This window comes from Methylomonas sp. LW13 (assembly GCF_016865255.1).
Classification (GTDB): domain Bacteria; phylum Pseudomonadota; class Gammaproteobacteria; order Methylococcales; family Methylomonadaceae; genus Methylomonas.
Genome location: NZ_CP033381.1, coordinates 1,887,233 through 1,911,782, shown reverse-complemented (window position 1 = coordinate 1,911,782; position 24,550 = coordinate 1,887,233). Strand labels below are relative to the sequence as shown.

At 52.8% G+C, this 24,550-nt stretch carries 19 protein-coding genes; 6 read left to right on the top strand and 13 right to left on the bottom strand.

Annotated features, from left to right (window positions below; translation table 11 throughout):
• Window positions 1-51 precede the first annotated feature (51 nt).
• The 6 genes from JL719_RS08640 to JL719_RS08615 form a co-directional block, all read right to left on the bottom strand.
• Window positions 52-768, bottom strand: coding sequence for a hypothetical protein (locus JL719_RS08640; RefSeq protein WP_129871373.1), 717 nt, complete (start codon window positions 766-768; stop codon window positions 52-54).
• A 293-nt stretch (window positions 769-1,061) separates the two neighbouring features.
• Window positions 1,062-1,715 (bottom strand): metal-dependent hydrolase, encoded by a 654-nt coding sequence (locus tag JL719_RS08635; RefSeq protein WP_033159036.1) that lies wholly within the window; start codon window positions 1,713-1,715, stop codon window positions 1,062-1,064.
• 3 nt (window positions 1,716-1,718) lie between these two features.
• Window positions 1,719-2,756: an IS110 family RNA-guided transposase gene (locus JL719_RS08630; RefSeq protein ID WP_129871317.1), complete on the bottom strand. Its 1,038-nt coding sequence runs from the start codon at window positions 2,754-2,756 to the stop codon at window positions 1,719-1,721.
• Between the two features lie 370 nt (window positions 2,757-3,126).
• On the bottom strand, window positions 3,127-3,909 hold the full coding sequence (ppk2, locus tag JL719_RS08625; RefSeq protein WP_033157456.1) for a polyphosphate kinase 2: 783 nt from the start codon (window positions 3,907-3,909) through the stop codon (window positions 3,127-3,129).
• Window positions 3,910-3,952: 43 nt separating this feature from the next.
• Window positions 3,953-5,272 (bottom strand): response regulator c-di-GMP phosphodiesterase, NosR family, encoded by a 1,320-nt coding sequence (nosR, locus tag JL719_RS08620; protein WP_033157455.1) that lies wholly within the window; start codon window positions 5,270-5,272, stop codon window positions 3,953-3,955.
• A 19-nt stretch (window positions 5,273-5,291) separates the two neighbouring features.
• Window positions 5,292-7,076 (bottom strand): bacteriohemerythrin, encoded by a 1,785-nt coding sequence (locus tag JL719_RS08615; protein ID WP_033157454.1) that lies wholly within the window; start codon window positions 7,074-7,076, stop codon window positions 5,292-5,294.
• Window positions 7,077-7,178: 102 nt separating this feature from the next.
• Here JL719_RS08615 and JL719_RS08610 point away from each other — a divergent pair, with 102 nt between their 5' ends.
• On the top strand, window positions 7,179-7,586 hold the full coding sequence (locus tag JL719_RS08610; protein WP_033157453.1) for a hypothetical protein: 408 nt from the start codon (window positions 7,179-7,181) through the stop codon (window positions 7,584-7,586).
• Window positions 7,587-7,598: 12 nt separating this feature from the next.
• Here JL719_RS08610 and JL719_RS08605 read toward each other — a convergent pair whose 3' ends face one another.
• The 6 genes from JL719_RS08605 to JL719_RS08580 form a co-directional block, all read right to left on the bottom strand.
• Entirely contained in the window at window positions 7,599-9,485 is a 1,887-nt protein-coding gene (locus JL719_RS08605; protein WP_033157452.1) for an ATP-binding cassette domain-containing protein, read from the bottom strand.
• On the bottom strand, window positions 9,476-10,696 hold the full coding sequence (locus tag JL719_RS08600) for a competence/damage-inducible protein A (protein WP_033157451.1): 1,221 nt from the start codon (window positions 10,694-10,696) through the stop codon (window positions 9,476-9,478). Before JL719_RS08600 ends, JL719_RS08605 begins: the two co-directional genes overlap by 10 nt.
• Complete coding sequence (locus JL719_RS08595; protein ID WP_033157484.1) at window positions 10,693-11,607, bottom strand: AEC family transporter; 915 nt, start codon at window positions 11,605-11,607, stop codon at window positions 10,693-10,695. The genes JL719_RS08600 and JL719_RS08595 overlap by 4 nt, the downstream gene beginning before the upstream one ends.
• A 143-nt stretch (window positions 11,608-11,750) precedes the next feature.
• On the bottom strand, window positions 11,751-15,056 hold the full coding sequence (locus tag JL719_RS08590) for a bifunctional diguanylate cyclase/phosphodiesterase (protein WP_051670106.1): 3,306 nt from the start codon (window positions 15,054-15,056) through the stop codon (window positions 11,751-11,753).
• 123 nt (window positions 15,057-15,179) lie between these two features.
• Window positions 15,180-15,866 (bottom strand): (5-formylfuran-3-yl)methyl phosphate synthase, encoded by a 687-nt coding sequence (locus JL719_RS08585; protein ID WP_033157450.1) that lies wholly within the window; start codon window positions 15,864-15,866, stop codon window positions 15,180-15,182.
• A complete protein-coding gene (locus JL719_RS08580; RefSeq protein ID WP_033157449.1) occupies window positions 15,863-16,426 on the bottom strand; it encodes a DUF447 domain-containing protein in 564 nt (187 codons plus the stop codon). Before JL719_RS08580 ends, JL719_RS08585 begins: the two co-directional genes overlap by 4 nt.
• Window positions 16,427-16,579: 153 nt before the next feature.
• On the opposite strand from JL719_RS08580, the gene JL719_RS08575 reads away from it, so the two are divergent.
• The 5 genes from JL719_RS08575 to JL719_RS08555 all read left to right on the top strand — a co-directional run bounded on the left by JL719_RS08575 (window position 16,580) and on the right by JL719_RS08555 (window position 23,685).
• The gene (locus JL719_RS08575) at window positions 16,580-17,386 is read left to right on the top strand and encodes a response regulator (RefSeq protein ID WP_033157448.1); all 807 of its coding nucleotides are present in this window, start codon (window positions 16,580-16,582) and stop codon (window positions 17,384-17,386) included.
• Between the two features lie 307 nt (window positions 17,387-17,693).
• Window positions 17,694-18,305: a transcriptional repressor LexA gene (lexA, locus tag JL719_RS08570; protein WP_033157447.1), complete on the top strand. Its 612-nt coding sequence runs from the start codon at window positions 17,694-17,696 to the stop codon at window positions 18,303-18,305.
• Window positions 18,302-18,916: a translesion DNA synthesis-associated protein ImuA gene (imuA, locus tag JL719_RS08565; RefSeq protein ID WP_033157446.1), complete on the top strand. Its 615-nt coding sequence runs from the start codon at window positions 18,302-18,304 to the stop codon at window positions 18,914-18,916. Before lexA ends, imuA begins: the two co-directional genes overlap by 4 nt.
• A gap of 7 nt (window positions 18,917-18,923) precedes the next feature.
• Window positions 18,924-20,414 carry a Y-family DNA polymerase gene (locus JL719_RS08560; protein WP_033157445.1) on the top strand — a complete coding sequence of 497 codons (1,491 nt, stop codon included), beginning with the start codon at window positions 18,924-18,926 and terminating at the stop codon, window positions 20,412-20,414.
• The gene (locus JL719_RS08555) at window positions 20,398-23,685 is read left to right on the top strand and encodes an error-prone DNA polymerase (RefSeq protein WP_033157444.1); all 3,288 of its coding nucleotides are present in this window, start codon (window positions 20,398-20,400) and stop codon (window positions 23,683-23,685) included. Before JL719_RS08560 ends, JL719_RS08555 begins: the two co-directional genes overlap by 17 nt.
• A 47-nt stretch (window positions 23,686-23,732) precedes the next feature.
• Here JL719_RS08555 and JL719_RS08550 read toward each other — a convergent pair whose 3' ends face one another.
• On the bottom strand, window positions 23,733-24,251 hold the full coding sequence (locus JL719_RS08550) for an REP-associated tyrosine transposase (RefSeq protein WP_033157443.1): 519 nt from the start codon (window positions 24,249-24,251) through the stop codon (window positions 23,733-23,735).
• Window positions 24,252-24,550: the final 299 nt, after the last annotated feature.

The following is a 24,550-nucleotide window of genomic DNA, read 5'->3' as shown; positions in this document are numbered from 1 at the left end:
TTATCGCTTTTTGATGCCGCAGAAGCGACGAAGCAAGTATCGTTGCCTCTCTCAATTTGGTAGAGGGTGAACCAAGCTTTGTGAAAACCGAAAACATAGGCAACATAGCGCGGACAAAAATAGCAACATCCCATTAGGGAGCGGCACATTGCTAACTGGCATTAGCGTGCGCGTCCAAGAACCCGGCCCATTTGAGACAAGCGCTGACAAACTTGCATGTATATATTCAGACCCAGGGGGGAAACCATAGAAGTCGTCCGTATAAATTACACCTTCATAGTCAGGGCTGGAGGGGTTATTGAAAGCACTCTGTATGCTTGAATATACCTGATCATAAAAAGTGTAATAACCAGACCTGGCAACTATACGCCAACGTCCATCTACATTTCCTTCAGAATCGGTATCAAACATAATACTTACAGATTTAATCATACGGTAAGGATCTATCTGATAATGATCGATATTGGTATATCCGTCACTAATATAAAAACTCGCAAATGGTGAAGAGTCTTTTTTTGTCAGGTCAATTTCCGAGTAAAAACTAGTATTCTTAGGCACGAGGGAATCTTCGATTGCAAAGTCGATCCTTACACGGGAAAGGCGAGATCGATCAACATTATAGGGAGCTGACACACCCTCAACAGAAAAACTGTCGAATAAATTCCCAGTATAGCTATATTGAGCTAAAGCTGCGCTTGCTTGAAAGCTTACTAATGTAGACATAATTAATATAGTTGTCGATAATAAAATATTATTGAAATAATTCATAAACCCCTCTTTTATTGAAAATATTTGAAGAAACCTGCAATTTCTCAGCGTAATTTTTTCGAAAGTTGAATGGCACTTATTATCTCCTTTAAACTAAAAAACTTATGAAATAAGTCAGGATGAACACAGTTTTTGTGCTCACGAGGAATTACGACAATAAGTCATCAATAGGCATAGCCGTATTGCGCCGTATGTTGGTCATAAATCATTCGGTGCATTGCGCTTACGCTAATACACCCTGTGCGGGCTATTAGCGCACCTTATCGGGTTCAAAACATATAAATAACTTGTGTTTATCGTTTAAGACTAAACCCAACGAACATACCGACAACCAGGGTAATATAAAACACATAACGCATCGCTTTATATCTTTGAAACAATATCGCTTTCAATTTACATGAAATTAACATAGAAACAGGCATTAAAATCACTAACTCAATGAGGATATTACGCCAAAGATAAATGTTTTTTATATCGATATGCCCTGCGCTTGGCAAAATACCAAAAGGTAACTTTATTAAATTTGAATTTATTGGCCAAAACAGCGGCATAGGATGAACGCCCACCAGTAAATCCAATATCAAGTGAGAAAAGCTCGCCATATAAAACAACCCATGAGAAACCGAGATAAAAGTATTTTTTAATACAAATTTCTTGGCACATGAGGCAATCAAACCAATGACGAAAAAAAATAATATTGAATGCGTTACTCTTGGCTCTATTTGATAGTCAAATACCCAATAAACCAAGTAATCCATATCTGGACTTATACCCAGTCCGATAAAAAACATACACATAAATGCAGCGCCGCCAGATTTAATTTCGTGCTTTCTGCCAAAAATGGCTGAATTGATCAAAGCATGCCCTACAATTGATGACATGTAATGTTTCCCATTTTTAAAATCAGTAACGTAGATACTCTGTTCAAAAGCAACAAATTTCATCATCTTTTACTCGGCGATGATGGATTCAGGGATGGCATAAAACCGCGTGTTATCGAACGGCTGATCGTGCTTCAACATGCCATGGATCGCATGCAGTAATTTACGCATGACGGCGCAGACGGCTTGCAAAGGTTTCTTGCCGTTGTCGATCAAATGCTGGAAATACGCTCGCACATGCGGATCGTGCTGTTTGGCACTCAAGGCCGGCATATACAACGCCGAACGAATATGCCGGTTACCGGCCTTGGATAACCGCATTTTCTTGTGTACGCTTTTGCCCGACTCAAAGGCCTTGGGATCGAGTCCGGCAAACTTGACCCATTCGCGATGCGACAGGTTGGGCGGCAATAGCAGTAGTTCGCCCATCAAGGCAATGGCGCTGGTTTGGGCAATGCCTTTGATGCCGGTCAACAGGTCGAATATTCGTTGCAGTTCCGGATGCTGGTCGATCAACGCCAGCGCCTCGCCAGCCAACGTATCGATGCGTTTTTCCAGCTGACTAATCGCCAATTTGGCATCGCGTAGTAGGGCCTTCGGCGTTTCCTCGGTCGCACTCAGCGCATGTAGATGATTTTTCGCGGCGGCCTTCTGACCGGTTAGCGCGTCGATACGGCGAGCATAGCCGCGCAAAGCCAGCGCTTGATTCGAAGGACGAGTCCAGGCGACGAAATCCATGCGCTCGACATATTCGGCCAAGGTGTTGGCATCGACGGCGTCGGTTTTACTGTTTTTCATCAATACCTTAGCGAAGTGATGCGAAGCCTTGGGATTGACCACCATCACAGGTACACCGACGTCGTGTAGCGCAATAGCAAGATCGAAATGGTAAATACCGGTGGCTTCCAGACAGACCTTGATGCCGGGTAATTTGATCAACTTATTCACCAGACGCGCACGGTCGCTACGAGTATTAGCATATTTTTGCGGATCGAACGGCTTGCCGTTCTTGCGGATCACCAGCACCAATTCATCGGCGCCCACATCCACGCCGGCAAACAGGCGAGGGATAGATTCAGCGGTGGTGTTGAGCGGGTGGTTCGTCATAATCGTTTTTGAATACAGTTAAAGGGAAGTACACTATTCACCGGTTCCCGACCCTGCACATGCACCTACCTTCCTTGTGTATGCAGGCTCTAAGCCTCGGATACTCCACGGTATGGGTGAATAGGGCGGGGGCCAATCTACACGACAGGCTCTGGTAAACCACCAGTCCTCAGGGTGGGACGGCCTCCCAATGAACAATCACAGCTTAATCGGTTTTTCTGGGCTATCGGTTGTTAAAATTCATCATACAAGGGTGGGCAACGCTTTTCTGCCCACCATTATCACGCGATTGTTTTAATTCCACGTGGGCACAAAAACCGTACCCACCCTGCTTTTCATTACCTCACCCAAATCCCGACCATCAAGCGCATCACGGCGCAATCATCCCATTATGCAAATAACTTTCCTCGTAATTAAACACGATGTTCGCGTCCGGCAAGACCAGCGATTCGTCCTTGCCTTTGTAGTCCAAACGAAACAATAAATCCTTGATGATATTGATCCGTGCGGCTTGTTTATCGTCGGATCTAACGACAGTCCAGGGCGCGGATAAATGGTGGGTTCTGGCAAACATGATATTGCGGGCTTCGCTGTATTGCTGCCAGTGTTTTTGGGCTTCCTTGTCGATGGGGCTGATTTTCCATTGTTTCAGCGGATCTTTTTGGCGTTGTTTTAAGCGTTCTTTTTGTTCGGCTTTGCTGATGTCCAGATAGTATTTCAGCAGTTTGATGCCGGAGCGCACCAGCAACTGTTCGTAATGCGAGACGATCTCGATGAACTCGTGGTATTCGTCATCGTTGCAAAATCCCATCACCCGCTCCACGCCGGCCCGGTTGTACCAACTGCGATTGAATAACACCATTTCCTGGGCGGCCGGCAAATGGTGGGTGTAGCGTTGAAAATACCAGGTGCTGAGATCGCGGTCGGACGGTTTACCCAGTGCCACCACCCGGATTTCCCGAGGACTAAGATGTTGAATGATGCGCTTGATGGTGCCGTCTTTACCGCCGGCATCGCGGCCTTCCAGGATGATCAGAATTTTGTCGCCATGCTTGATGATATGGTTCTGCAACTTGACCAGTTCCACCTGCAATTGCTGCAAGGTATCTTTGTAGACCTGTTTGTCGGACTTTGGTGGGTGCTTTTTACTCATATTTACCTGCCTGTCTAAAAGGGTTTCCACCGTTCCGGCTTATTCAACCGCGTTGTCGCTCACTGCCCATTCTCACCCGCAAAATCAGATTTTTCTTTTGCTTCCTGAGTTCCAAAATGTCTTCGACGTTTTTTTCGTTGAGAATCTGATTCTTTAAATACAACACGTCGTTACAAATAATCTCGGCGGCTTCCATGCCTGCTTGCAACTGGGTCCAGGAAATTTCGATAATCGGCCGTTCGTCGACAGTTTCCGATTCGGCGAGCAGCGCCAGAAAGGTATCAACCACCCGTGGGTCGTAGTCCTTGGCTTTTTTGCTCAGCAGCCGCTCTTTCACTTGCTCGGTTGTCATCGCGGTGCCGGTGATCGAGCCGTCCAGATAATTGATATAGTCACGCACCAGAGTCAATATCCTGGTACCCAAGGGTATCTCCGCGCCCGCCCAACCCAAAGGTTGGCCGGAACCGTCGAAATGCTCGTATTGGGCGGCGATGAGCTCGGCGGCGTTATGCAAGGGTTCCAGGCCTTTTAATAGCGTTTGCCCTTCCAAAGCGTGATTTAAGTAGCGCTTGCGTTGCTGGCTGTTCATGCTTAACAAAGCCTGGGTCAGCAAACTGTCCGGCAAACTCATTTTGCCGATTTGCAGCAACAGGCCGGCATAAACCAAATCCTTCAGCTCCGCGGCGTCCATGCCCAGCCGCCGCCCGACTTCCCTGGCATTTTCCGCCACATATTTGGCATGTCCGCTTTTGATACCCGGCCGCATTTCAATGGTTTTGGCGAACACCTTAACCGAATCGGCATACTGTTTTTTCAAGGCATCGTGGGCTTGATCGATCATCTGCAAGGACTTTCTCAACTGCTCGGTGCGTTTTTCGACCTTGTCTTCCAAACCGGCGTTCAGCTCTTTCAGCTCCTGATTTTGCCGGTTGATAATATCGAACAGCTGCCGACGTTCGTCGCGCAGGCGCTTTTGTTCCAGCGCGTTGTTCACCAGAATTTTCAGTTCGTTGTCTTCCCAAGGCTTGCTGCAATAACTGTAGATCTTGCCTTTGTTGACGGCGGCGATGGTCGATTCAATGTCGGCATAGCCGGTCAGTAAAATTCTCACGATATTCGGCCAACGTTCAGCCGCCCGGGTGAGAAACTCGGCCCCATCCATCTGCGGCATACGCATGTCGGAGATAATCAGATCGATAGGCTGTTGCGCCAAAATCTCCAGGCCGTCGGCGCCGCTCTCCGCCATATAGACTTGATATTCCGCACCGCGAAACAGGCGTCGCAGGGCCTTTAAGACATTGGGTTCGTCATCGACGAATAATAAATTGGCAACGGTTTTGGGGTCTGGGGATAGCTCGGTCATGGCGCGGCTGCGATAATCGTTAACTGACAGGGGTACGAGTCGGCAAATAAATCCGGAACCGAGTTCCTCGGCCTATTTCCGAATCTATCTCGATACGACCATGATGGTCCTGGATGATTTTGTAAGATAGCGACAAGCCCAGGCCGGTACCTTTACCGACCGGCTTGGTGGTAAAAAACGGATCGAATATCCGCATTCGGGTTGCCTCGCTCATACCTTGGCCGTTATCCTCCACGTCCACCCAAACCCAATCGGCATCCTGATAACCGGTACGCACCGTGATTTTGCCGAAATCTTCAATGGCTTGCGCGGCGTTGACCAATAGATTCATGAATACCTGATTCAACTGCGCGCCAACGCATTCGAAAGGTTTGATACCGCCGTATTCCTTCACCACTTCGGCCTTGTATTTCAGTTCGTTGTTGACGATATTCAAGGTGGCATCAATCCCGGCTTCCAAATCGAACATCTCCCGGCCCTGCTTATCGATCCGGGAAAAATCGCGTAAATCCTGGACGATTTTCTTCGCGCGAGTCGCACCTTCCAGAGACTCTTCCACCAGGTCGGCGGCGTCATCTTTCAGAAAATCCAGATCGACCGTATTTTTAAACTGTTTAAAAGCTTGCACGTCCGGGTGATTATCCGCCAGTTGCCCGGCCAGACGCTCAGCCAATTCGGCGGCCTTGATGAGTTCTTGTATGTATTGTTTCAGGCTGTTGAGGTTGGAATAAATATAACCGAGCGGATTATTGATCTCGTGCGCCACCCCGGCGGCCAATTGGCCGATCGAGGCCATTTTTTCCGATTGCACCAGATGGGCCTGAGTTTCCTGGAGTTTCTGATTGAGCAGGGTTTGCTGGTTTTTTTCCATCTGCAGCGTCTGATTCGCTTCTGTCAGCGCTTGGGTGCGCTCGCGAACCCGTTCTTCCAGTTGTTGGTTCAGTTTCAGCAAAGCGGTTTCCGCCTGCTTTTGGGTGCTGATGTCCATCCCGCAGCCCATCAAGCCGGCAAATTTACCGTTCTTGCGCATCCTGGGCACGGCGGTTTCCAGAATCCAGGTTTCCTTGGCATCCTCGGTACACAGCCGGTACTGAATCTTGAACTTGGTTAATTCCTGCGCGGCTTGCTGATAGGTCTGCACCACCTTGTCCCTATCGTCGGGGTGTATCGTGTTCAGCCATTGCCGGCGGTCGACGAAACCGCGTTCGATGCGAAAGGTTTTAAACCAGAAACGATTGCAGAAAATCGGCAGGTTTTTGGCGTTGGTGATCCAGATCAGGGCCGGGAGATGGTCGGCAAGTTCCTTGAAACGCTCTTCGCTTTCCCGCAAGGCCGAATACAAATTGCTGTGCAAAATATCGACATGTTCATCCTTATCGATACTGACTTGCTCGGCGTCGATGCCCTGATTAAGGCTGATCGCCATCAACTTGTCGGTTTTTAAAATATGGTGGCAAAGCCAATCCACCAAAAAATCCAACAGATCCTTGGAAATGACCGAAACATCGGATTGCGCCTCGACATGCACTTGCTGCATTTTATCGATAAATTCTTGATGTTGCTGGCAATGCTGGTCCTGCATCCGCGGATTGAAGCCTGCCTCCATCATCAGTTGCTCTTCGTGTTGGAAGTGCTCGACGGTATACTCGACCAACTGCTTGACGGTTTCCAGCACGGTTTGCAGGTCCGCGCCCAAAGCGTTTAGTTCATCCAGGCGATTAATCAGCGCGACCAGGTGCCGATGCTGATTATCCACACTCTCTATACCAACCAATAGTTGGTCGTTCCACGTTAAAATACTCATCCGCGATCCATTCTCAGGAGGGTCAAGTCTGATTACCGACCGTTGGCATTATGGCACAATGCATTTACGCTGTCGGTTATTTCAAGGCTCAGGTTTATTGCTATGGATATTCAAGATTTCGACGGTTTACAAGCCTTGCTGGATTCAACGTTTCCGAAAACCTGTCGCAGTTGCGGTTACGTGTATATCTCGGCCGAGCAGTTTTTCATCGAAACCCAAGACATGCCCCATGGCCGTTCATCGTTACGGTCGGCTATTGAGGACGATGGCTTAATTCTAGTGGAAGTATTCAGAAACTGCCGCTGCGGCTCTACGCTGATGGATGAATTCGGCTGTCGGCGCGACCAAAACGAGGATGGCCTGCAGCGTCGTCTGGCTTTTGAGACGATACTGCGGGCCATGCAAGCCCGAAACATTCCCGCAGACGTGGCCCGCATGGAGATTATCAAATTTTTACAAGGCCAGCCCAATACGCTGGTGGCGCTGCTGAATAGCGAACTGTTGCCCTAAACAGCAACCTGCTCAACCCTGCAGGGCTTCCAATTCGTCCCAACGCTGATAGGCCTGACTTAGATCGGCCTCGGCGGTTTGCAATTGCGCCAGTTTGGCCGCCACCGCATCGGGACTTTGTTTATAAAAACCGGCTTCGTTCATTTCCGCTGTCAGCTGGGTTTGCAATGTTTCCAGTTGTTCGATCAGCGCCGGCAGTTGCTCGAGTTCCCGCTGTTCTTTAAAGCTAAGTTTCTTGGCCGGCGCGGTTTTGGGCTTCTCTTTTTTCACCGCTTGTTCGGCAATCTTTACCGCTTCGGCTTTTTTGTTCTGCTCCATCAGGGCAAACCAATCGGCATACCCGCCGATGTATTCTTCCACCCTGCCCTCGCCTTCGAACACCAGTACGCTGGTGACGACATTATCCAAGAACTCCCGGTCATGACTGACCAGCAATAAAGTGCCTTGGTACTCGACCAGTTTTTCTTCCAGAATCTCCAGGGTTTCCAAATCCAAATCATTGGTGGGTTCGTCCATCACGATCAGATTGGCGGTCTTGGTAAACAGGCGCGCCAGCAGCAACCGATTTTTCTCGCCGCCGGACAGGCTTTTCACCGGCGAACGGGCGCGGGCCGGCGCGAATAAAAAGTCGGCCAGGTAAGACATGACGTGGCGTTTGCCGTCCGGCGTATCGACAAACTCGCCGCCGTCCAGCACGCTGTCAGCCACCGAGATTTCCGGATCAAGCTGTTCGCGCAATTGGTCGAAGTAAGCGATTTGCAGATTGGTGCCCAGCTCGATGCTACCGGTGGTCGGTTGTAATTGGCCGAGCAGCAACTTCAGCAAAGTGGATTTGCCGGCGCCGTTGTTGCCGATCAAACCGATCTTGTCGCCGCGTTCGATGCGCAGCGAAAAATCCTTGATGATGGGTTTGTCCTGATATTGAAAATTGACATCGATGGCTTCGACCACTTTCTTGCCGGAGGCTTCGCCTTTATTCAAACTAAGCTTGGCGGTGCCTTGAGTATTGCGCCGTTCGGAACGCTCGGCGCGCAATTTCTTCAACGCTCGGACTCGCCCTTCGTTACGTGTCCGTCTGGCTTTGACGCCCTGGCGAATCCAGACTTCTTCCTTGGCCAACTTCTTGTCGAACTCGGCGTTTTGATTGGCTTCGTCTTCCAAAGCAGCCGCCTTGCGAGTCAAATAGTCTTGATAATTACCGGCCCAGGAAGTCAATTGCCCGCGATCCAGATCGATAATCCGCGTCGCCAGTTTTTGTAAAAATGCCCGGTCATGGGTGACAAACATCACCGCACCCTGGAAGGCCAGGATTTGCTCTTCCAGCCAGGTGATACTTTCAAAATCCAAATGGTTGGTCGGCTCGTCCAGCAACAACACTTCCGGCTCGATGACCAAAGCGCGCGCTAGTGCGACTCGACGTTTCCAGCCGCCGGACAAACTGCCGACCAGCACGTCCGCCGGCAATTGCAGTTTGCTCAATACCGCTTCGACGCGGGTTTGAAACTCCCAGCCATTGTCGGCTTCCAGCTTATGTTGCACATCGCCCAGGGCTTGCAGGGATTGCTCGCTGCCATCCATATGGCTCAATAATTCATGGTAACGGGCGATCACCCGGCCCAATTCGCCAAGTCCACCAGCGACGGCTTCGTAGATTGTGTCGTTTTCGTCCAGATTGGGCGATTGCTCCAGCCAGGCTAAACGCAATTCCGGCTGTTTCCAGATTTCGCCATGATCGGCATGAATATCGCCGGCGATAATTTTCATTAAAGTGGATTTGCCTTCGCCGTTGCGGCCCAGCAGGCCGACCCGCTCGCCGGCGTCGAGTTGAAAGGCGGCGTTATCGAGCAGCGCGTGGGTGCCGAAGGCGATGGAAACATTGGTTAAACGGATTAAAGGCATTTGTTTTGTAGGTAACGTCTGAGTAAGTCCAGCGCGAATAAAGCCGCCTGGTTTTGTTTGGTTTTAAGGGCGCCATAGGCGCTTAGCTGGGTCGAGACCACGCCGCTGGGTGTGGCTAAGGCATTGTAAAGGACTATGGCTTTATCCTTATCCCGGTAATCTTCGGCGCTGCCGGCAAAAAGCTGAACTAAGGCAAAATCGGTTTGCTCGCGAGCTTTCAGCTGTTCCGCCCAAATTTTGGCGATAGGCAGTAAATCGCCGCCCCCCGCTTCGCCTGCGCCGGTGTTGCGTCCCCAATCCAGATTGATTTCTACGCGCCTTAGCCAGTCGCATCCCAAGCATTTGACAGCTAACCGGCCTTGGCTGGCGGTTTCCAGCAAGGCGAGCGAATAAGATTTCCGGCTCATGGCTTTGCTCACGACATCCAGCAGATCGCCCTGCGCTTCGTCCAGGCCATCAATGGCAAACACGTAATCGCCGATTCTGTCCGCCACGGTGGCCACGCAATCACGCTTTTCGTGCTCGGGGAAATTACTGGGAAACAATAGTTTGGTCTGCACTTCATCGGGCGCGGCACGAAACCCCAGTTGCACACCCGCTGGCAAATCAATATCCACCAAGCATTGCTGAATGGCCGATTCGCCTATGCCTAGGCTGCGCAAGCTGACCAAACACGCCGGCTGTAGCTCAAAACCCTGCAGTAATTGCGGCCGAACTAGCGAGGTAAACATATTCTTCATTTCCGACGGCACACCCGGCAGACACACGAACCAGCAGCGTTTGAATTGCAAGGCAAAGCCCGGCGCGGTGCCGTAAGCGTTGTCGATACGTATTGCCGACTGCGGCAGCATAGCTTGCTTGCGATTTGCCGCCGGCATCACGCGATTGCGGCGGGCGTAATATTGTTGAATGTCGGCAAAGGCCTGATCGTCGAATCGTAAAGGCTGACCGCTGGCGATACTGACTGCTTCGGCGGTTAAGTCGTCGATAGTCGGCCCCAAACCGCCGGTGCAAATACAGCAGTCGGCGCGCTCGGCAATTTCCGTGAACAAGGCCACCAAATCGTCCACGTCATCGCCCACTGCGGTGTGGCGTTTCAGCGTAAAGCCCAACTCAACCAATTGCTGGGAGAGCCAGGCGGCGTTGCTGTCCACGGTTTGCCCGCAGACAATTTCCTCGCCTTGCGAGAATATTTCGGCAATCTGTTTCATAACACCCGATACCAGAGCGGTAAGCTCACTAAACTCAAGGCCGTCGTCACCGTCACGGCCATCGCATATAAACCGCTGTCCAGCTTATAGCGGTCGCATAACACGATGCCCATCACCATACTCGGCATGGCTATATCCATCACGGCCGCCGCCCTGGGTTGACCAGTCAAATTGAGCAGGTTTGCCAGCCACAAGGCAATCAGCGGCATCAAGCCTAGTTTAACTAATGCAGTGGGGACGATGAACGGTACGTTGCGCAGGCGTATATCCCGCCAGCTAAGCGCCAAACCTAACGAAAAAATCATCAACGGAGCGACCGCTCCGGAACATTTTTGCAGTAAGCCGGCCACCCAAAACGGTATCGGCACCTGATTGAGGTTTAACACGACCGCGACAAACGCAGCCCAGAACGGCGGCGCATTGAAAAATGCCAACACCGATTTTGGCTTAGGTTCGCCGCTAGCGCCGTAATGGCGGGCCAGCATGATACCCAAGGTATAGACCAACGGCGCTTCGGCAAATAAATCGATCTGAATGACCAAAGACCGGGTCCAGTCGCCGAAAATCTGCTCCAATACCGGCAAGCCCAGATAGGTGACGTTTGGAAAAGCCGCCGCCAAAATCACCGCCCCGGTTTGCGGGTTTTTAAATTTAAACAACTTAGCAAGCAGCCAAGTCGCCAAAATCGACAACAAGATGCTGATAAAACCCAATGCGGAGTATTGCAGCGATTGCCAACCAATATCGGCCCGCCACAGCACCTCCAGCACCATAACCGGCATAAAAAAATAGTACACCACGCTGGTTAATACCAACCGGGTCTGGTCCGCCGTCAAGCGGTTAGGGGTTAATACTCGCCAACCGGCACCGCACAGCATCAGCGCGGTCATTTGCATCAAGGTTGTATTCATGCCGCGCATTTTATCAGGCTGGCGATGCTGCCACCCGGCTAAAGCATTCCGATCAACCAAGGCCCTTAAATTTTCCGGATGCGTGTCCCGCAAGAACGGGGGCGGCGATAGATAAAGGCTGGGTAATCATTCCAGTGTTCTGGCTAATGCCGTCCATCGCCGGACGGTGCTTGGGTAAAAGCCTTATCGAGCAACTGTTCGAATTGGTCGGCCGGGACCGGTTTGGAAATTAAATAGCCTTGTCCGTAATCGCAGCCCATTCGGTTTAATAGATCGTATTGTTCCTGGGTCTCTATACCTTCGGCGACGACCTTAATGCCCAATTTGTGCGCCATTACCACGATGGCTTCGCACAAGGCCATGTCGCTGGAGCCGGCCACCAGACTCCGGACAAACGCCTGGTCTATCTTGATGTAATCGATGTCGAATTTTTTCAAATAGGCCAGAGACGAATACCCGGTGCCGAAATCGTCCAAAGCCACCTGCATCCCGCCATCGCGAAACGCCGACAGTTGCTCGCGCGTGCTGTTGCTGGCATCCAATATCAAGCCCTCGGTTATTTCAACGATCACGCTCTGGCCCGGCAAATCCAGCTCTTGCAATAAGGCAAGCCATTGGTTGGCTTCCATGGCTTGCCGGCGGAACTGCACGGGCGATTTGTTGACGCTGATCTGGAAATCCGGATTATAGGTTTGCCGCCACTGCTTAGCCTGGTGCGCGGCAGTGTCAAAAACCCAATCGCCAATATCGACGATAACCCCTGTATCTTCGGCAACCGGAATAAATTCGGCCGGGCTGACCATGCCCAGCGTCGGATGCAGCCAACGCAGCAGGGCTTCGGCTTTGGCTATGCTGCCGCTGGCAAACTCGATAATCGGTTGGTAATGCAGTAAAAACTGCTGACGGGCCAGCGCGCCGTGCAAATCGTTGGCCAGCCGCATGCGCAGTTGGGCGTTCTGCTGCATCAAGGCAGTGAAATATTGATAGCGGTCGCGGCCCTGATTTTTGGCAGCGTACATTGCCTGATCGGCATTTTTTAATAAGGAATCGGTGTCCAGCGCATCGTCCGGATACAGGGCAATGCCTATACTCCCTGAAATATAGGCCGTCTCATTGCCCAAACGAAACGGTTCCGCTAAAGCCTGCAAGATGTTCCGGGCGATCCGGTTGACGCCATCCACTTGATCCAACTCGCCGAGAATCACGGTAAATTCATCGCCGCCCAGTCTGGCAATGCTGTCGCAATCGCGCACGCAGCCGCTGATGCGCCGCGCGGCTTCCTTCAACAAGATGTCTCCCATGAAGTGGCCCATGCTGTCATTGACATCCTTGAAGCGGTCCAAGTCCAGAAACATCAATGCCACATGCCGACCATGCCGAAAAGCCTTTTTGATTTCCTGATTAAGCCGATCTAAAAACATATTGCGATTCGGCAAACCGGTCAGCGGATCGAAATTGGCTTGCCGCCAAATCAATTCTTCGGATTTTTTCCGGTCGGTAATATCCGCGATCAAGGCCACCCGCCTGTGCACACCGCCGCTCTCATTCAGAATGGAGTTGATAGTTACCCACTGGATGCAATCCTCGCCGTTCTTGCGACGGCCGCTGATTTCGCCGGCCCACTGACCGTTGGTATTGATTACCCGCAAGACGGTTTTGTAGAAAGCCTGATCATGAGGCTCTGTAGCGCCGCCGACAAAGGCGCGGCCTATCACTTCGTCCGCCGAATATCCGGTTACCGTGGTAAATGCCGGATTAACCGTGATGATAGTGCCCGTGGCATCGGTGACCATCATTGCTTCACTACTGTTCAAATACACCAAGGCCGCCAGTTGCATTTCCTCTTCGGCGCTTTTCCGCGCGGTAATGTCCTCGTACACACCCAACACACCAATAGTCTGTTGCTGCAAATTACGTAAGGGCACTCTTGAGGTTCGCAAATGCATGGTTTTACCTGCCGGCCCCATTAGCGTTTCTTCGTAATTCAATTTTGCCGTATTACTCTCTATTACCTGCTTATCGTCTGCTCGATATAAGTGCGCTAAATCTCGCCAAACTAATTGCTCATCGGATTTACCGATCAATTCGGCGGGGCTATCTAGCCCGGCATCCCTACTGAAGGCTAAGTTGGCCCCCAGATAACGGTAATTCAGGTCTTTCCAGAATACGCGGCTGGGGATGGTATTGATGACGGTTTGCAACATGTTTACCGAATCGGCTAGTTTGTGCATCGCTTCCAACCGTTCGGAAATATCGCGCAAAATCAGTAATTGATTACCTGCCAAGCTATCGCCCAATAAGACGATGTCCACCAACACCATCCGGCACCTGCCATCCTTGCAACACACTTTCAATTCCGCTGTTTGGCTGGACTCGGCCGCGGAATGCGGAACACGCTGATAACTGTGCCAATTAGCGATGACCTGCTGCCGATATTCGGCATCGGGATGGGCATGCCACCACCATTCCGCCAAGGTCGGAATATCGCTTAGCGTATACCCAAACGTTTTCACGAAAGCCGAGTTCAAATAATTGATATTGCCTTGGCTATCATGCAGTACATAAGCAATCGGCGACTCTTCGATAATCGCGTGAAATTTGGCTTCGCTACCGGACAGCGCCTGATGGGCTTGATAAAGCCTCTGGTAAGGCAGTTGGATGCTGTTGAGAAATACCGAACGGTAGATCAGGCCATAGGCGACTACTTTATAGATGTGGCCGAGCAAAATATATAAATCGGTCACGCTGGCATAAAAGGTCACGAACAACTCGCTCATGGCCATGATAGCGGCAGCCGCCGCCAAACCAGCCGGATCGTAAGAATGTTGACGGCGGGTTTGGAGTAAATAGCCGATGGCACTGAGAGCATAGACGCCGGCCAATAGATATTCGCAGGCTTTTTTAACAGACGTTAAGCCCTGAACTGCATCAAAGGTGCGCGGTAACCAGTCCTGATGGAAAAACACCAGCCAGCAACCCAGAACAATATAGAGCAGCACACCGCTCAACATCAATGAGCGCGATACCGGTGATATTTGCCTGCTTGGCACCAGCAAACCCATCACTAAGCCTAGCGCCGCAAACGCGCGGGCCATCAACCAAAAAGCGATGGCTTTTTCCGGATCGCTTTCGGTGATAAAGGCCGGCATGCCACTGAAAGACAGGGTATGCATTAAATCCAGGACCGCCACGCCTAAGAAACAGCAGGCCAGCATCATGAATCCGGCGGAGTTTTCCTTTTGATAAACGCTCCAACCCACGGCGAAAACCAATGCGGAAATCACGATGGAAAAACCTTCCATCAAGGTATGTACGCCTAAGGATTGGCTGACAAACGGCCGCAAGGATTCCGATAGCGGAAAATACAAGCTAAGCAACTGCGCAAGTAAAAGTAGTAGCACCGTCCAAAGCAGAGGCCTGGCCTGGTTTTGTTCGCTATATTGCTCCACAGTGTTCCCTTGCTGTTTGCCGGTCTGCCAATATTATGTAGACTTAAGTCTGTTAGCGGCTAGTGTTATTGTTATGTCCTATCGATAGTGCGATGGGTACTGTCAATTCATCAGCAGGCTCATTCAATACGCTAAAGCGCGCCAATGTTGTCTAAGTCTGTCGATTTGCGCGACATCCAATTGCGCGGTGCGGGAATGCTCCCGACACAAGGCGCCGCGAAACCCCAAATAATCCGGACTTAACTGCACTAAACTCGCTACATCGTCGGCGCGCAAGGAACCGGCCAAGCCACTCAGCAAGCCCAGACTGGCGACCCTATCGACAAAAAGTTGCAATTCGTCGAACGTCATCAGCCGCGTCAATGAACCGAGTTGTTTATTGGCGGTATCCAGCATCACCCCGCGAAAACCGGCCTGGGCTAAAGCATCAATCATCGCAAAATCCGGGCGGGTATCGGCAAACAATACCGCGACCAAGGCCACGCCCCGCGCAGCAATCGCCTGTAAACCCTCGACGCACGCCAGCCAGTCGCCGCCCGGAAAAAACCCGATTTTCACATAATTGACGCCGGTAGCCGCCATGGCTTGCACGGCCGGCAGGACCAGTTCGGGCTGCATCGGTAAATCGCCGATAGTGGCACTAACACAGCTGCCCGGTTGCAAGCGGCGGACAATCTCGGCAACCTCGGCCACATCCAGAGCACCCAAGGCGCCGCGAGCGGGTTGTTTTAAATCGATAATATCGACGGCGGCGGCTTCGACCAACAGCGCTTCCGCCAAACTATTCACGCTTGCCAACATCGCGGTCATACTTGCACTCCCCGGCGATGTTGTTCAATCGCCGCCATCAGCCAATCCCAGGCCTGACGCTCCCGCTCACCGGCGGTTTTATCCAGGCCGATGCGCAAATAATCCAGTTCGGCTTGAATTTTCTCCCCAGGCAATCTATCCAGCCGGCTGATCAAAATCGCCGCTTCCAGCACTGAATATTGCGCCCGATTAAAGCCTTGAAATGGCTTATGGTTGACCGTGTGCACGGCCCGGCAAAACAATTTCGGCCGGGTGTCGTCGTCTTCGATTCGCACCAATTGCAGTTCGGTATGCGCCAAAGTATCGGCTAAATAATACCCCGCGACTTGTTGGGCGGGCAATAAGGGCCAGTCCCTACGCCCGGTCAGACAGCCGGCAAAAATCCGCACATCGTCGCAATAATTGATGACGGCGGTTTCGGTTGCCAGCAGATTATCCAGCGTAGTCGAGGGCCGAAACGGCAAGATAATGTAGTGATCTTGTTCAACATGCACTCCCATCGGCGCGATGTGCGTATCGCCCTGCAGATTGATGGTAGTGACGAGGGTTTCTTGAATCATGGTGGTTTAGGTCTATCCTGAAGCGTGAAATGTTGCCGGTTTACCGGCAAACCAACGCGCAATTTTAATCTCGCCGGCTACCCTTGGGGATTTTTTTTCCAGCCGGCGCCTGCAGGATGCAATTCCGTTCAACATTAACCAGGCCACACGCTTATGCACGCCATAGATATTGCCGACTTATCGATTTTGCTGATTGAACCTTCGACCACACAATTAAAAGTCATCATGCAGCATTTACGTGACGAAGGCATAGCCAAAATCGAAGGCGTTTCCAACGCGGCGGCGGCGCTGGAAAGCTTGCATAATCACCGCCCGGATTTAATTATCAGCAGCCTGTATCTGCCGGATATGATGGCCACCGAACTGGTCGAGCATCTGCGCAATGAAGAAGCCCTGAGCCATATCCCCTTCATGCTGATTTCCAGCGAATCCAGCTTTGCGGTACTAGACACCATCCGCCAAGCCGGCGTGGTAGCGATTTTGCCCAAGCCGTTTGCGCACGACGATTTAAAAAACGCCTTGCGGGCGACCATCGAGTTTATCGATCCGCAAGAAATCAGCCTGGAACATTACGACATCGAAAACGTGCGGGTGTTGGTGGTGGACGACAGTCCGCTAGCGCGCAAACACATCAGCCGCGTGTTGAACAATATGGGCATCGTCAAGATTACCCAGGCCCAGGACGGTAAGGAAGGCGTCGATGTATTCGCTCGCGACCAAAACGCTTTCGACCTGATCGTCACCGATTACAATATGCCTATCATGGACGGCCAACAATTGATCAAAACCATCCGCCAGGATTTGGGCAATTCCATCGTACCGATCTTGATGGTGACCAGCGAAGAAAACGAAACCCGCCTCAGTAATGTGCACAAAGCCGGCGTCTCGGCGATTTGCGACAAACCCTTCGACCCGCAAACCGTGAAGGAAATGCTGTTTCGGGTGTTGGAACCGGATTGAAGCTTGCTTAAGCTTTATCCCGATTAACCGCCCCATCCGCCAACGGCTAGAGACCGGCGGCCTATCCCTTTTCACCTGCCATAACTCGCCCTTGGTCTGCACTCTCCGGCTCTGCCGGTCTGTACCAAGTAAGCGCTTGTTAGGCCAATGCTTGAGCATATCTTCAGCTAATTAACATCCCTTCATAATCCAACCTATCTCTGCCGCCGCTGCCAAGCAAGCGGGAGTCTATTTCCGTTCTGACCGCTTGCGTCAATCCAACCAACAGCACTATACTGCCTATAAAAGCAGTAACTATATAAACAGCATGGAACCACTTACCGACCGCCAACAAGAAATCCTGAACTTCATCGAGCGCAGTTTGCTGCTGGATGGCTTTCCGCCGACTATCGCCGAAATCGCCGCTGCCTTTGGTGTGCGCTCCACCAACAGTATTCGCGGCCACTTGCAGGCTTTGGCGCGTAAGGGCGCCATCGAACTGGTACCGGCCGCCTCGCGCGGTATTCGCCTACTGAAACCGACGCCGGCTCCCGAACAAGGCTTGCCGCTGGTCGGCCGGGTGGCGGCGGGCCAGCCGATACTGGCCGAAGAACATATCGAGCGCTATTGCCGCCTGGGGCCAGAGTTGTTCGACAACCGCGCCGATTATCTGTTACGGGTACAAGGCATGAGCATGCGCGATGCCGGCATTCTGGATGGCGATCTTTTAGCCGTGCAACGCACGCCGGAAGCGCGCAACGGCCAGATCGTCGTTGCGCGGATTCACGATGAAGCCACGGTAAAGCGGCTACGCCTGGAGGGCGTTAAAGCGTTTCTGGAGCCGGCCAATCCGGATTTTTCCATCATTGAAGTCGATTTGCAGCGCGAACCTTTGGTAATAGAAGGCCTGGTAGTCGGCGTGATTCGCAGCGGGCTATGAATGCAACTCCCCTGGATCAGCTGTTACGCACCCAGACCGGGATTTGGCGCGGATTGCATTCGAAAAATCAAAACTGGCGAACAATTGCCAGCGGTTTTGCCGAGTTGGATGCCTTGCTGCCCGGTGGCGGCTGGCCGCTGGGCGGCGTACTGGAAATTCTATCGCCCTGCTTGGGCATCGGCGAATTAAGCCTGTTGCTGCCGGCCATGGCCTACATAACTCAAACCAAGCGCTGGATAGCCTGGATCGCGCCGCCCCAGCAAGTCTATGCACCGGCCTTACTACAGGCAGGCATTGATGCAAGCTATGTTCTGGTAGTCGATTGCCGGCAAGAAGCGGACATTCCCTGGAGTCTGGAAAAACTGCTGCGTAGCGGCCGCTGCGGCATGGCCTTGGCCTGGCCACGCCGGCTCAGTGATCATCAAATCCGCCGCTTACAACTGGCCGCGGAAGCCGGCTCGGCGTTGGCAGTGCTATTTCCCAAACAGCGCAGCGGCAGCGGCTACACGGCATTGCGCTTGGAAGTCAGACCCGCGAAAACCGGCCTGGCATTACAGATTTTAAAGGCGCGCGGCAGTTTGCAACGTGCGTCTTTGACCTTGCCGCTGTAAGACCGCCATGGCTGCCACCGCCAGGGCGCTATCGCCAACGCCGCCAGACCGAATCGGCACCCTCGTAAAGCCCAATCCGGCCAACAGCCAACTTTGGCTATGCGCCTATTTTCCTGACCTGGCTTTGACTACACTGCATCTGGATTTAAATCAGGCCGTCGCCAGTGCTATGCCGTACAAAGGCCAAACGCGCCTGCATACGGTCTCGGCGCCGGCCCGGCAAGCCGGCGTCGAACCGGGCATGACTCCCGCCGCCGCTCTGGCATTGTGTCCCGGCCTGAGCATTCGTAACCGCGACCCGTTCACCGAACGCCTAGCATTACAACAACTCGCCGAAATTGCGCTGGATTTCAGCCCATGGGTCAGCCTGGATCAGCCGGACTGCCTGCTGCTGGAAATTCGCTCCTGTCTGACGTTATTCGGCGGCGTGGAAAGTTTAAGAGACAAGCTAAAAACGGTATGGCAAAGCAGCGGACATCGGCCGTCGATTGCCATCAGCCCCGCGCCTACAGCCAGCGTATTGCTAACCAAACTTGGTCAGGAAACAATCGTCATCGACCGGCAAGCCCTGCGCTCGGCACTGGGCCCGCAGCCCATCGCCGCGCTAGCGCTGGAGGATAAAATATTGCATCGGCTACTGCGCACCGGTATTCGCCAACTCACCGACCTGTGGCGACTGCCGCGCGACGGCCTGGCCAAGCGCTATGGTGCAGCCTTGTTGCAACAACTGGACAGACTTGCCGGCCAACAAACTCAAATTTTGCAGGCTTTCCATCGTCCGCCGCGCTTCCAGGCCAGCCGCGAGATGCCCATCGAACTGGAACGTATCGAACATTTCTTCCCGGCCATCGAACAACTGGCCGACGAATTTACGGCGTTTTTGAAGACCCGCGATGCCACGGCATTAAGCATCATGCTGGAATTACACCATCACGGCCGCCCTGCCACTTGCTTGGCATTGGATTTTCGCGCCGGCAACCGCGACCCTAAACACTGGTGCGGCTTGTTGCACGAAAAGCTGGAACGCTCGCCGTTACCCGCGCCGGTGCTGGCCATTACCTTGCAGAGCGAAGCCATAGCGCCGTTTCAGCCGGAACGCTTCAGCCTGTTCGACGACCACGAAAAACCGGACAGTGACACCGAATGGCTTGCAGTTCTAGATCAATTGCAAGCCAGGCTGGGGCATCAAGCCTTAAAGTTTCCCGGCGCGCAAGCCGACCATCGCCCGGAACGCGCCATGACCGTTGCACCAAACCAACTAACCGCCAATCCCGATTTAGCGCCCAGGCCTTTTTGGCTGCTGGCTAATCCCGAACCGGTGCGGCTAAGCGGCCTTAGCCTGCTATCGTCGGCGGAACGCATCGAGTCCGGCTGGTGGGACGACGAGCCCATCCGCCGCGACTATTACATCGCCCAAGACAAACGCGGTCGAAAGCTGTGGGTTTATCGTGATCTAAACGCCAAACAACAGTGGTTTTTACATGGCTTGTTCGGATGAGATCAAGGCGCCAGATATAGGCTTTGCGGAATTGCACTGCCTGTCCAACTTCAGCTTTCTGCGCGGCGCCTCGCATCCGGAAGAACTGGTCGAGGAAGCCGCCCGCCTGGGTTATCAGGCGCTGGCACTAACCGACGAATGCTCGATGGCCGGCGTGGTAAGAGCGCATCTGGCCGCTAAGAAACACCATATCAAACTGATCATCGGCAGCGAATTTGCCTTGGACGATGGCCTGAAACTGGTCTTGCTGGCAACCGACAGAACCAGCTACGGCAACCTGTCCGCGTTGATCACCCTGGCCCGCCGCCAAGCCGAAAAAGGCCACTATCGGCTAACCCGATCCGATTTAACCAAACACTTTCCGCAAGACTGTCTGGCTATCTGGTTAGCCAACGATCAATTCCAGACAGATGACGGCCGTTGGTTGCAACAGCTGTTTGCAAACGATTTATGGCTGGGCATCGGCCTATTTCTATCCGGCCGCGACGAAATACATTGCCAACGAGCGACAGCCGTAGCCCGGCAACTCAATATTCCGATAGTCGCCTGCAACGACGTGCACATGCATCGCCGCTCGCGCCGGGCTTTGCAGGACACACTCACCGCGATCCGCCTCGGCCAACCTTTGTCGCAACTGGGCTACGCCTTGTTTTCCAACGGTGAACGGCATTTACGCCCCCTGCCCCGACTGACCGAGCTGTATCCGTCTGAATGGCTGCAACAAACCCTGGTTATCGCCGAGCGCTGCCACTTTTCGTTGGACGAGTTGCGCTACGAATATCCGCAAGAACTGGTGCCGGATGGCCATACCCCAAGCTCCTGGCTGCGGCATTTGACCGAAATCGGCGTCCGCAAACGTTGGCCGCAGGGCCTGTCGGCAAAAGTTCGCCAACAAATCGAACACGAATTAACCCTGATCGCCGACCTGGCTTACGAGCCGTATTTCCTGACCGTACACGACATCGTCAGTTATGCCCGCGCACAAGGCATCCTCTGCCAAGGCCGTGGTTCGGCGGCCAATTCAGCGGTGTGCTTTTGTTTGGGCATTACCGAAGTCGACCCGAGCCGGATGAATCTATTATTCGAACGCTTTTTGTCTCGCGAGCGCAACGAACCGCCGGACATTGATGTCGATTTCGAGCACGAACGCCGCGAGCAAGTGATTCAATATATCTATCGAAAATACGGCCGGCATCGCGCCGCGCTGGCCGCCACGGTGATTACCTACCGCAGTCGCAGCGCGGTGCGCGATGTCGGCAAGGCCCTGGGTTTGAACTTGGCGCAAGTCGAACGCCTGGCCGATAGTGTGGATCGTTGGGACGGCTATCAATTGATGCCGGAATCTTTAACAGCATGCGGTTTCGATCCGAACAGCCCCGTCGTGCAACGTCTGTCCGTGTTGGTTCAGCAGATCAAGGGTTTTCCACGCCATCTTTCCCAACACGTCGGCGGCTTCGTCATCGCCCGCGACGAATTGTCCAGATTGGTACCGGTGGAAAATGCCGCAATGGCCGACCGCACCGTGATTCAATGGGAAAAAGACGATCTGGAAGCGATGGGCTTATTAAAGGTCGATATACTGGCACTGGGTATGCTCAGTGCGATTCGCAAAGCCCTGGAATATCTTGGTCAATATTGCCGGCCGCCCCAGCACCAATATCCCTTTGTTGAAGAGAATTGCAGAAACTCCCTCTCCCGCCGGGATAGGGCTGGGGTGAGGGAATATTCAAACCATAACCACCGCCCTCATCCTAATCTTCTCCCGGAGGGAGAAGGGACTGTTTCGACTTTTATCACCCCTACCGAAGAAACAGGCGCACCCAACATCGCCTGGACTTTAGCCAATATTCCCGCTGAGGACCCGGCGGTTTACCAAATGCTGCAACAAGCCGACAGCATCGGCGTGTTCCAAGTCGAGTCGCGAGCGCAGATGACCATGTTGCCGCGCCTGAAGCCGGCCAATTATTACGATCTGGTCATCGAAATCGCCATCGTCCGCCCCGGCCCAATTCAGGGCGAAATGGTGCATCCTTACCTAGCCCGACGTAAAGGATTGGAGCCCGTGGAGTACCCCAGCCCGGAAGTCCAAGCCGTGCTGGAACGTACACTGGGCATTCCGATTTTTCAGGAACAAGTCATGCAACTAGCCATGGTCGCAGCCGGCTTCACCGCCGATGAAGCCGACCAACTGCGCCGAGCCATGGCTGCCTGGAAACGCAAGGGCGGCCTGGAGCCGTTCGAGCGCAAGTTACTGGACGGCATGCGGGCGCGCGGCTACAGCGCCGAATTCGCTCAACGGATTTTTCAACAAATCAAAGGCTTCGGCGATTACGGCTTTCCGGAGTCGCATTCCGCCAGCTTCGCCTTGCTGGCTTACGTCTCAGCCTGGCTGAAATGCCATCATCCGGCGGCATTTTGCTGCGCCTTGCTGAACAGCCAGCCGATGGGCTTTTACGGCCCGTCGCAGCTGGTGCAGGATGCGCGCCGCCATGGCGTGGAGGTACGGCCGGTGGACGTACAGGCCAGTCTCAGCGAGTGTTCGTTGGAATTTCCCGCAAACGCCGCCCCAGCCTTGCGCTTGGGGTTTAATCAAGTCAAGGGTTTATCAGAAACAGCGGCACGCAAGATTGTCCAGGCCCGCGACCGGCAAGCATTTGCCAATGTCACTGACCTTGCCGCGCGCGCCGGACTGGATAGCCGAGATTTGGAACAGCTAGCGGCAGCGGATGCGTTAAAAACCCTGGCCGGCAACCGGCATCGGGCCTTCTGGACGGCTGGTGGTGTAGAAGCTGCGACGCCGGTATTTGGCGTGCCTGTCATCGCCGAAGCCACACCGCTATTAAAAACACCCAAACCGGGCCAGGAAGTATTGGCCGATTACGCCAGCACCCGGCTCAGCCTGCGCGAACACCCGCTGGGTCTGCTGCGCGAGCGCTTGCGCCGCAGGGGCGTCACCACCGCCGCCTCTTTATGGCAACGCCGCAACGGCAGCATCGCTCAGGTTGCAGGTCTGGTGATCTGCCGGCAACGGCCGATGACCGCTGCCGGCGTGACTTTTGTCACCCTGGAAGATGAAACCGGCCAAGTCAATCTGGTAGTCTGGCCCGCCACTGCCCTGGCCCAGCGTAAACCCTTGCTGAAAGCCCGCCTGCTGTCGGTGAGCGGCACGATTCAACAGGAAGACGGCGTGCTGCATTTGGTAGCCGGCAAGCTGGAAGACTGGAGCAGCTGGATCGGCGATTTGGCGACTAAATCCCGGGATTTTCATTGAAGCGCCAAATTTTAAAAGAATAGTTTTTATCCCTTAACCCAACTCGACTACTCGCAGCCCAAGTCCGTTATATCCGCAGCCAGGGTACAACCCCAACTGGCGGGATAAAACCCAGCATCTACAAAACGTTGAAACGAACTGTGTGGCCATTCACCGGGAGACAAGGCCAAACCATGTTTGACGGGGTTGTAATGGATGTAATCCAAATGCTTATTAAAGTCGGATTCGTCACGGATACAATGCTCGAAAAAACGTGGTTGCCAAATGGTTTTTGCACCGTCTTTTTTCACACTCGCCGAAACTCTTCGAGAAAAAGCAGTTTTAATCATTTGCCACCGAGTTGAATAGTCGAAATCGCCCTCAGGCAGTAGCCAGAGACAATGCAAATGATCAGGCAAAATGACGGCAGCCGTTATGTCGAAGGGTCGTTTGCATTTAACCTCTTGAAACGCCTGACGAAGCAACGCAACCCGCTGAATATCGGCGAAAATCGGTTGGCGACGATACGCCACAACCGTAAAAAAATACAAGCCGCCAGGGACATACAACCGCCGATAGTCGCTCATAATCCAATTAGTTACCCAGTGTAAGATTATTTCTAGCCTAGTCCAAGGCGGACATTTCCTACAAAAATCACTGTCCTATTGTAGGCCAGAATAAGCCGATAGGCGTTTCTGGCAATTGCACGTTTTGCCGGAAACGCTAACGCTTATTCCGGCCTACATGGCTTTTGGTTACTTTTCTTTGGACAAGCAAAGAAAAGTAACCCGCCCGCCGGTGCGGGAACCGACATTCAAATAAACCTCGCGATAGCGAAACATTGTTTATGTAAACCGACCATTGCGTGAGGATTTGCGCATCAACC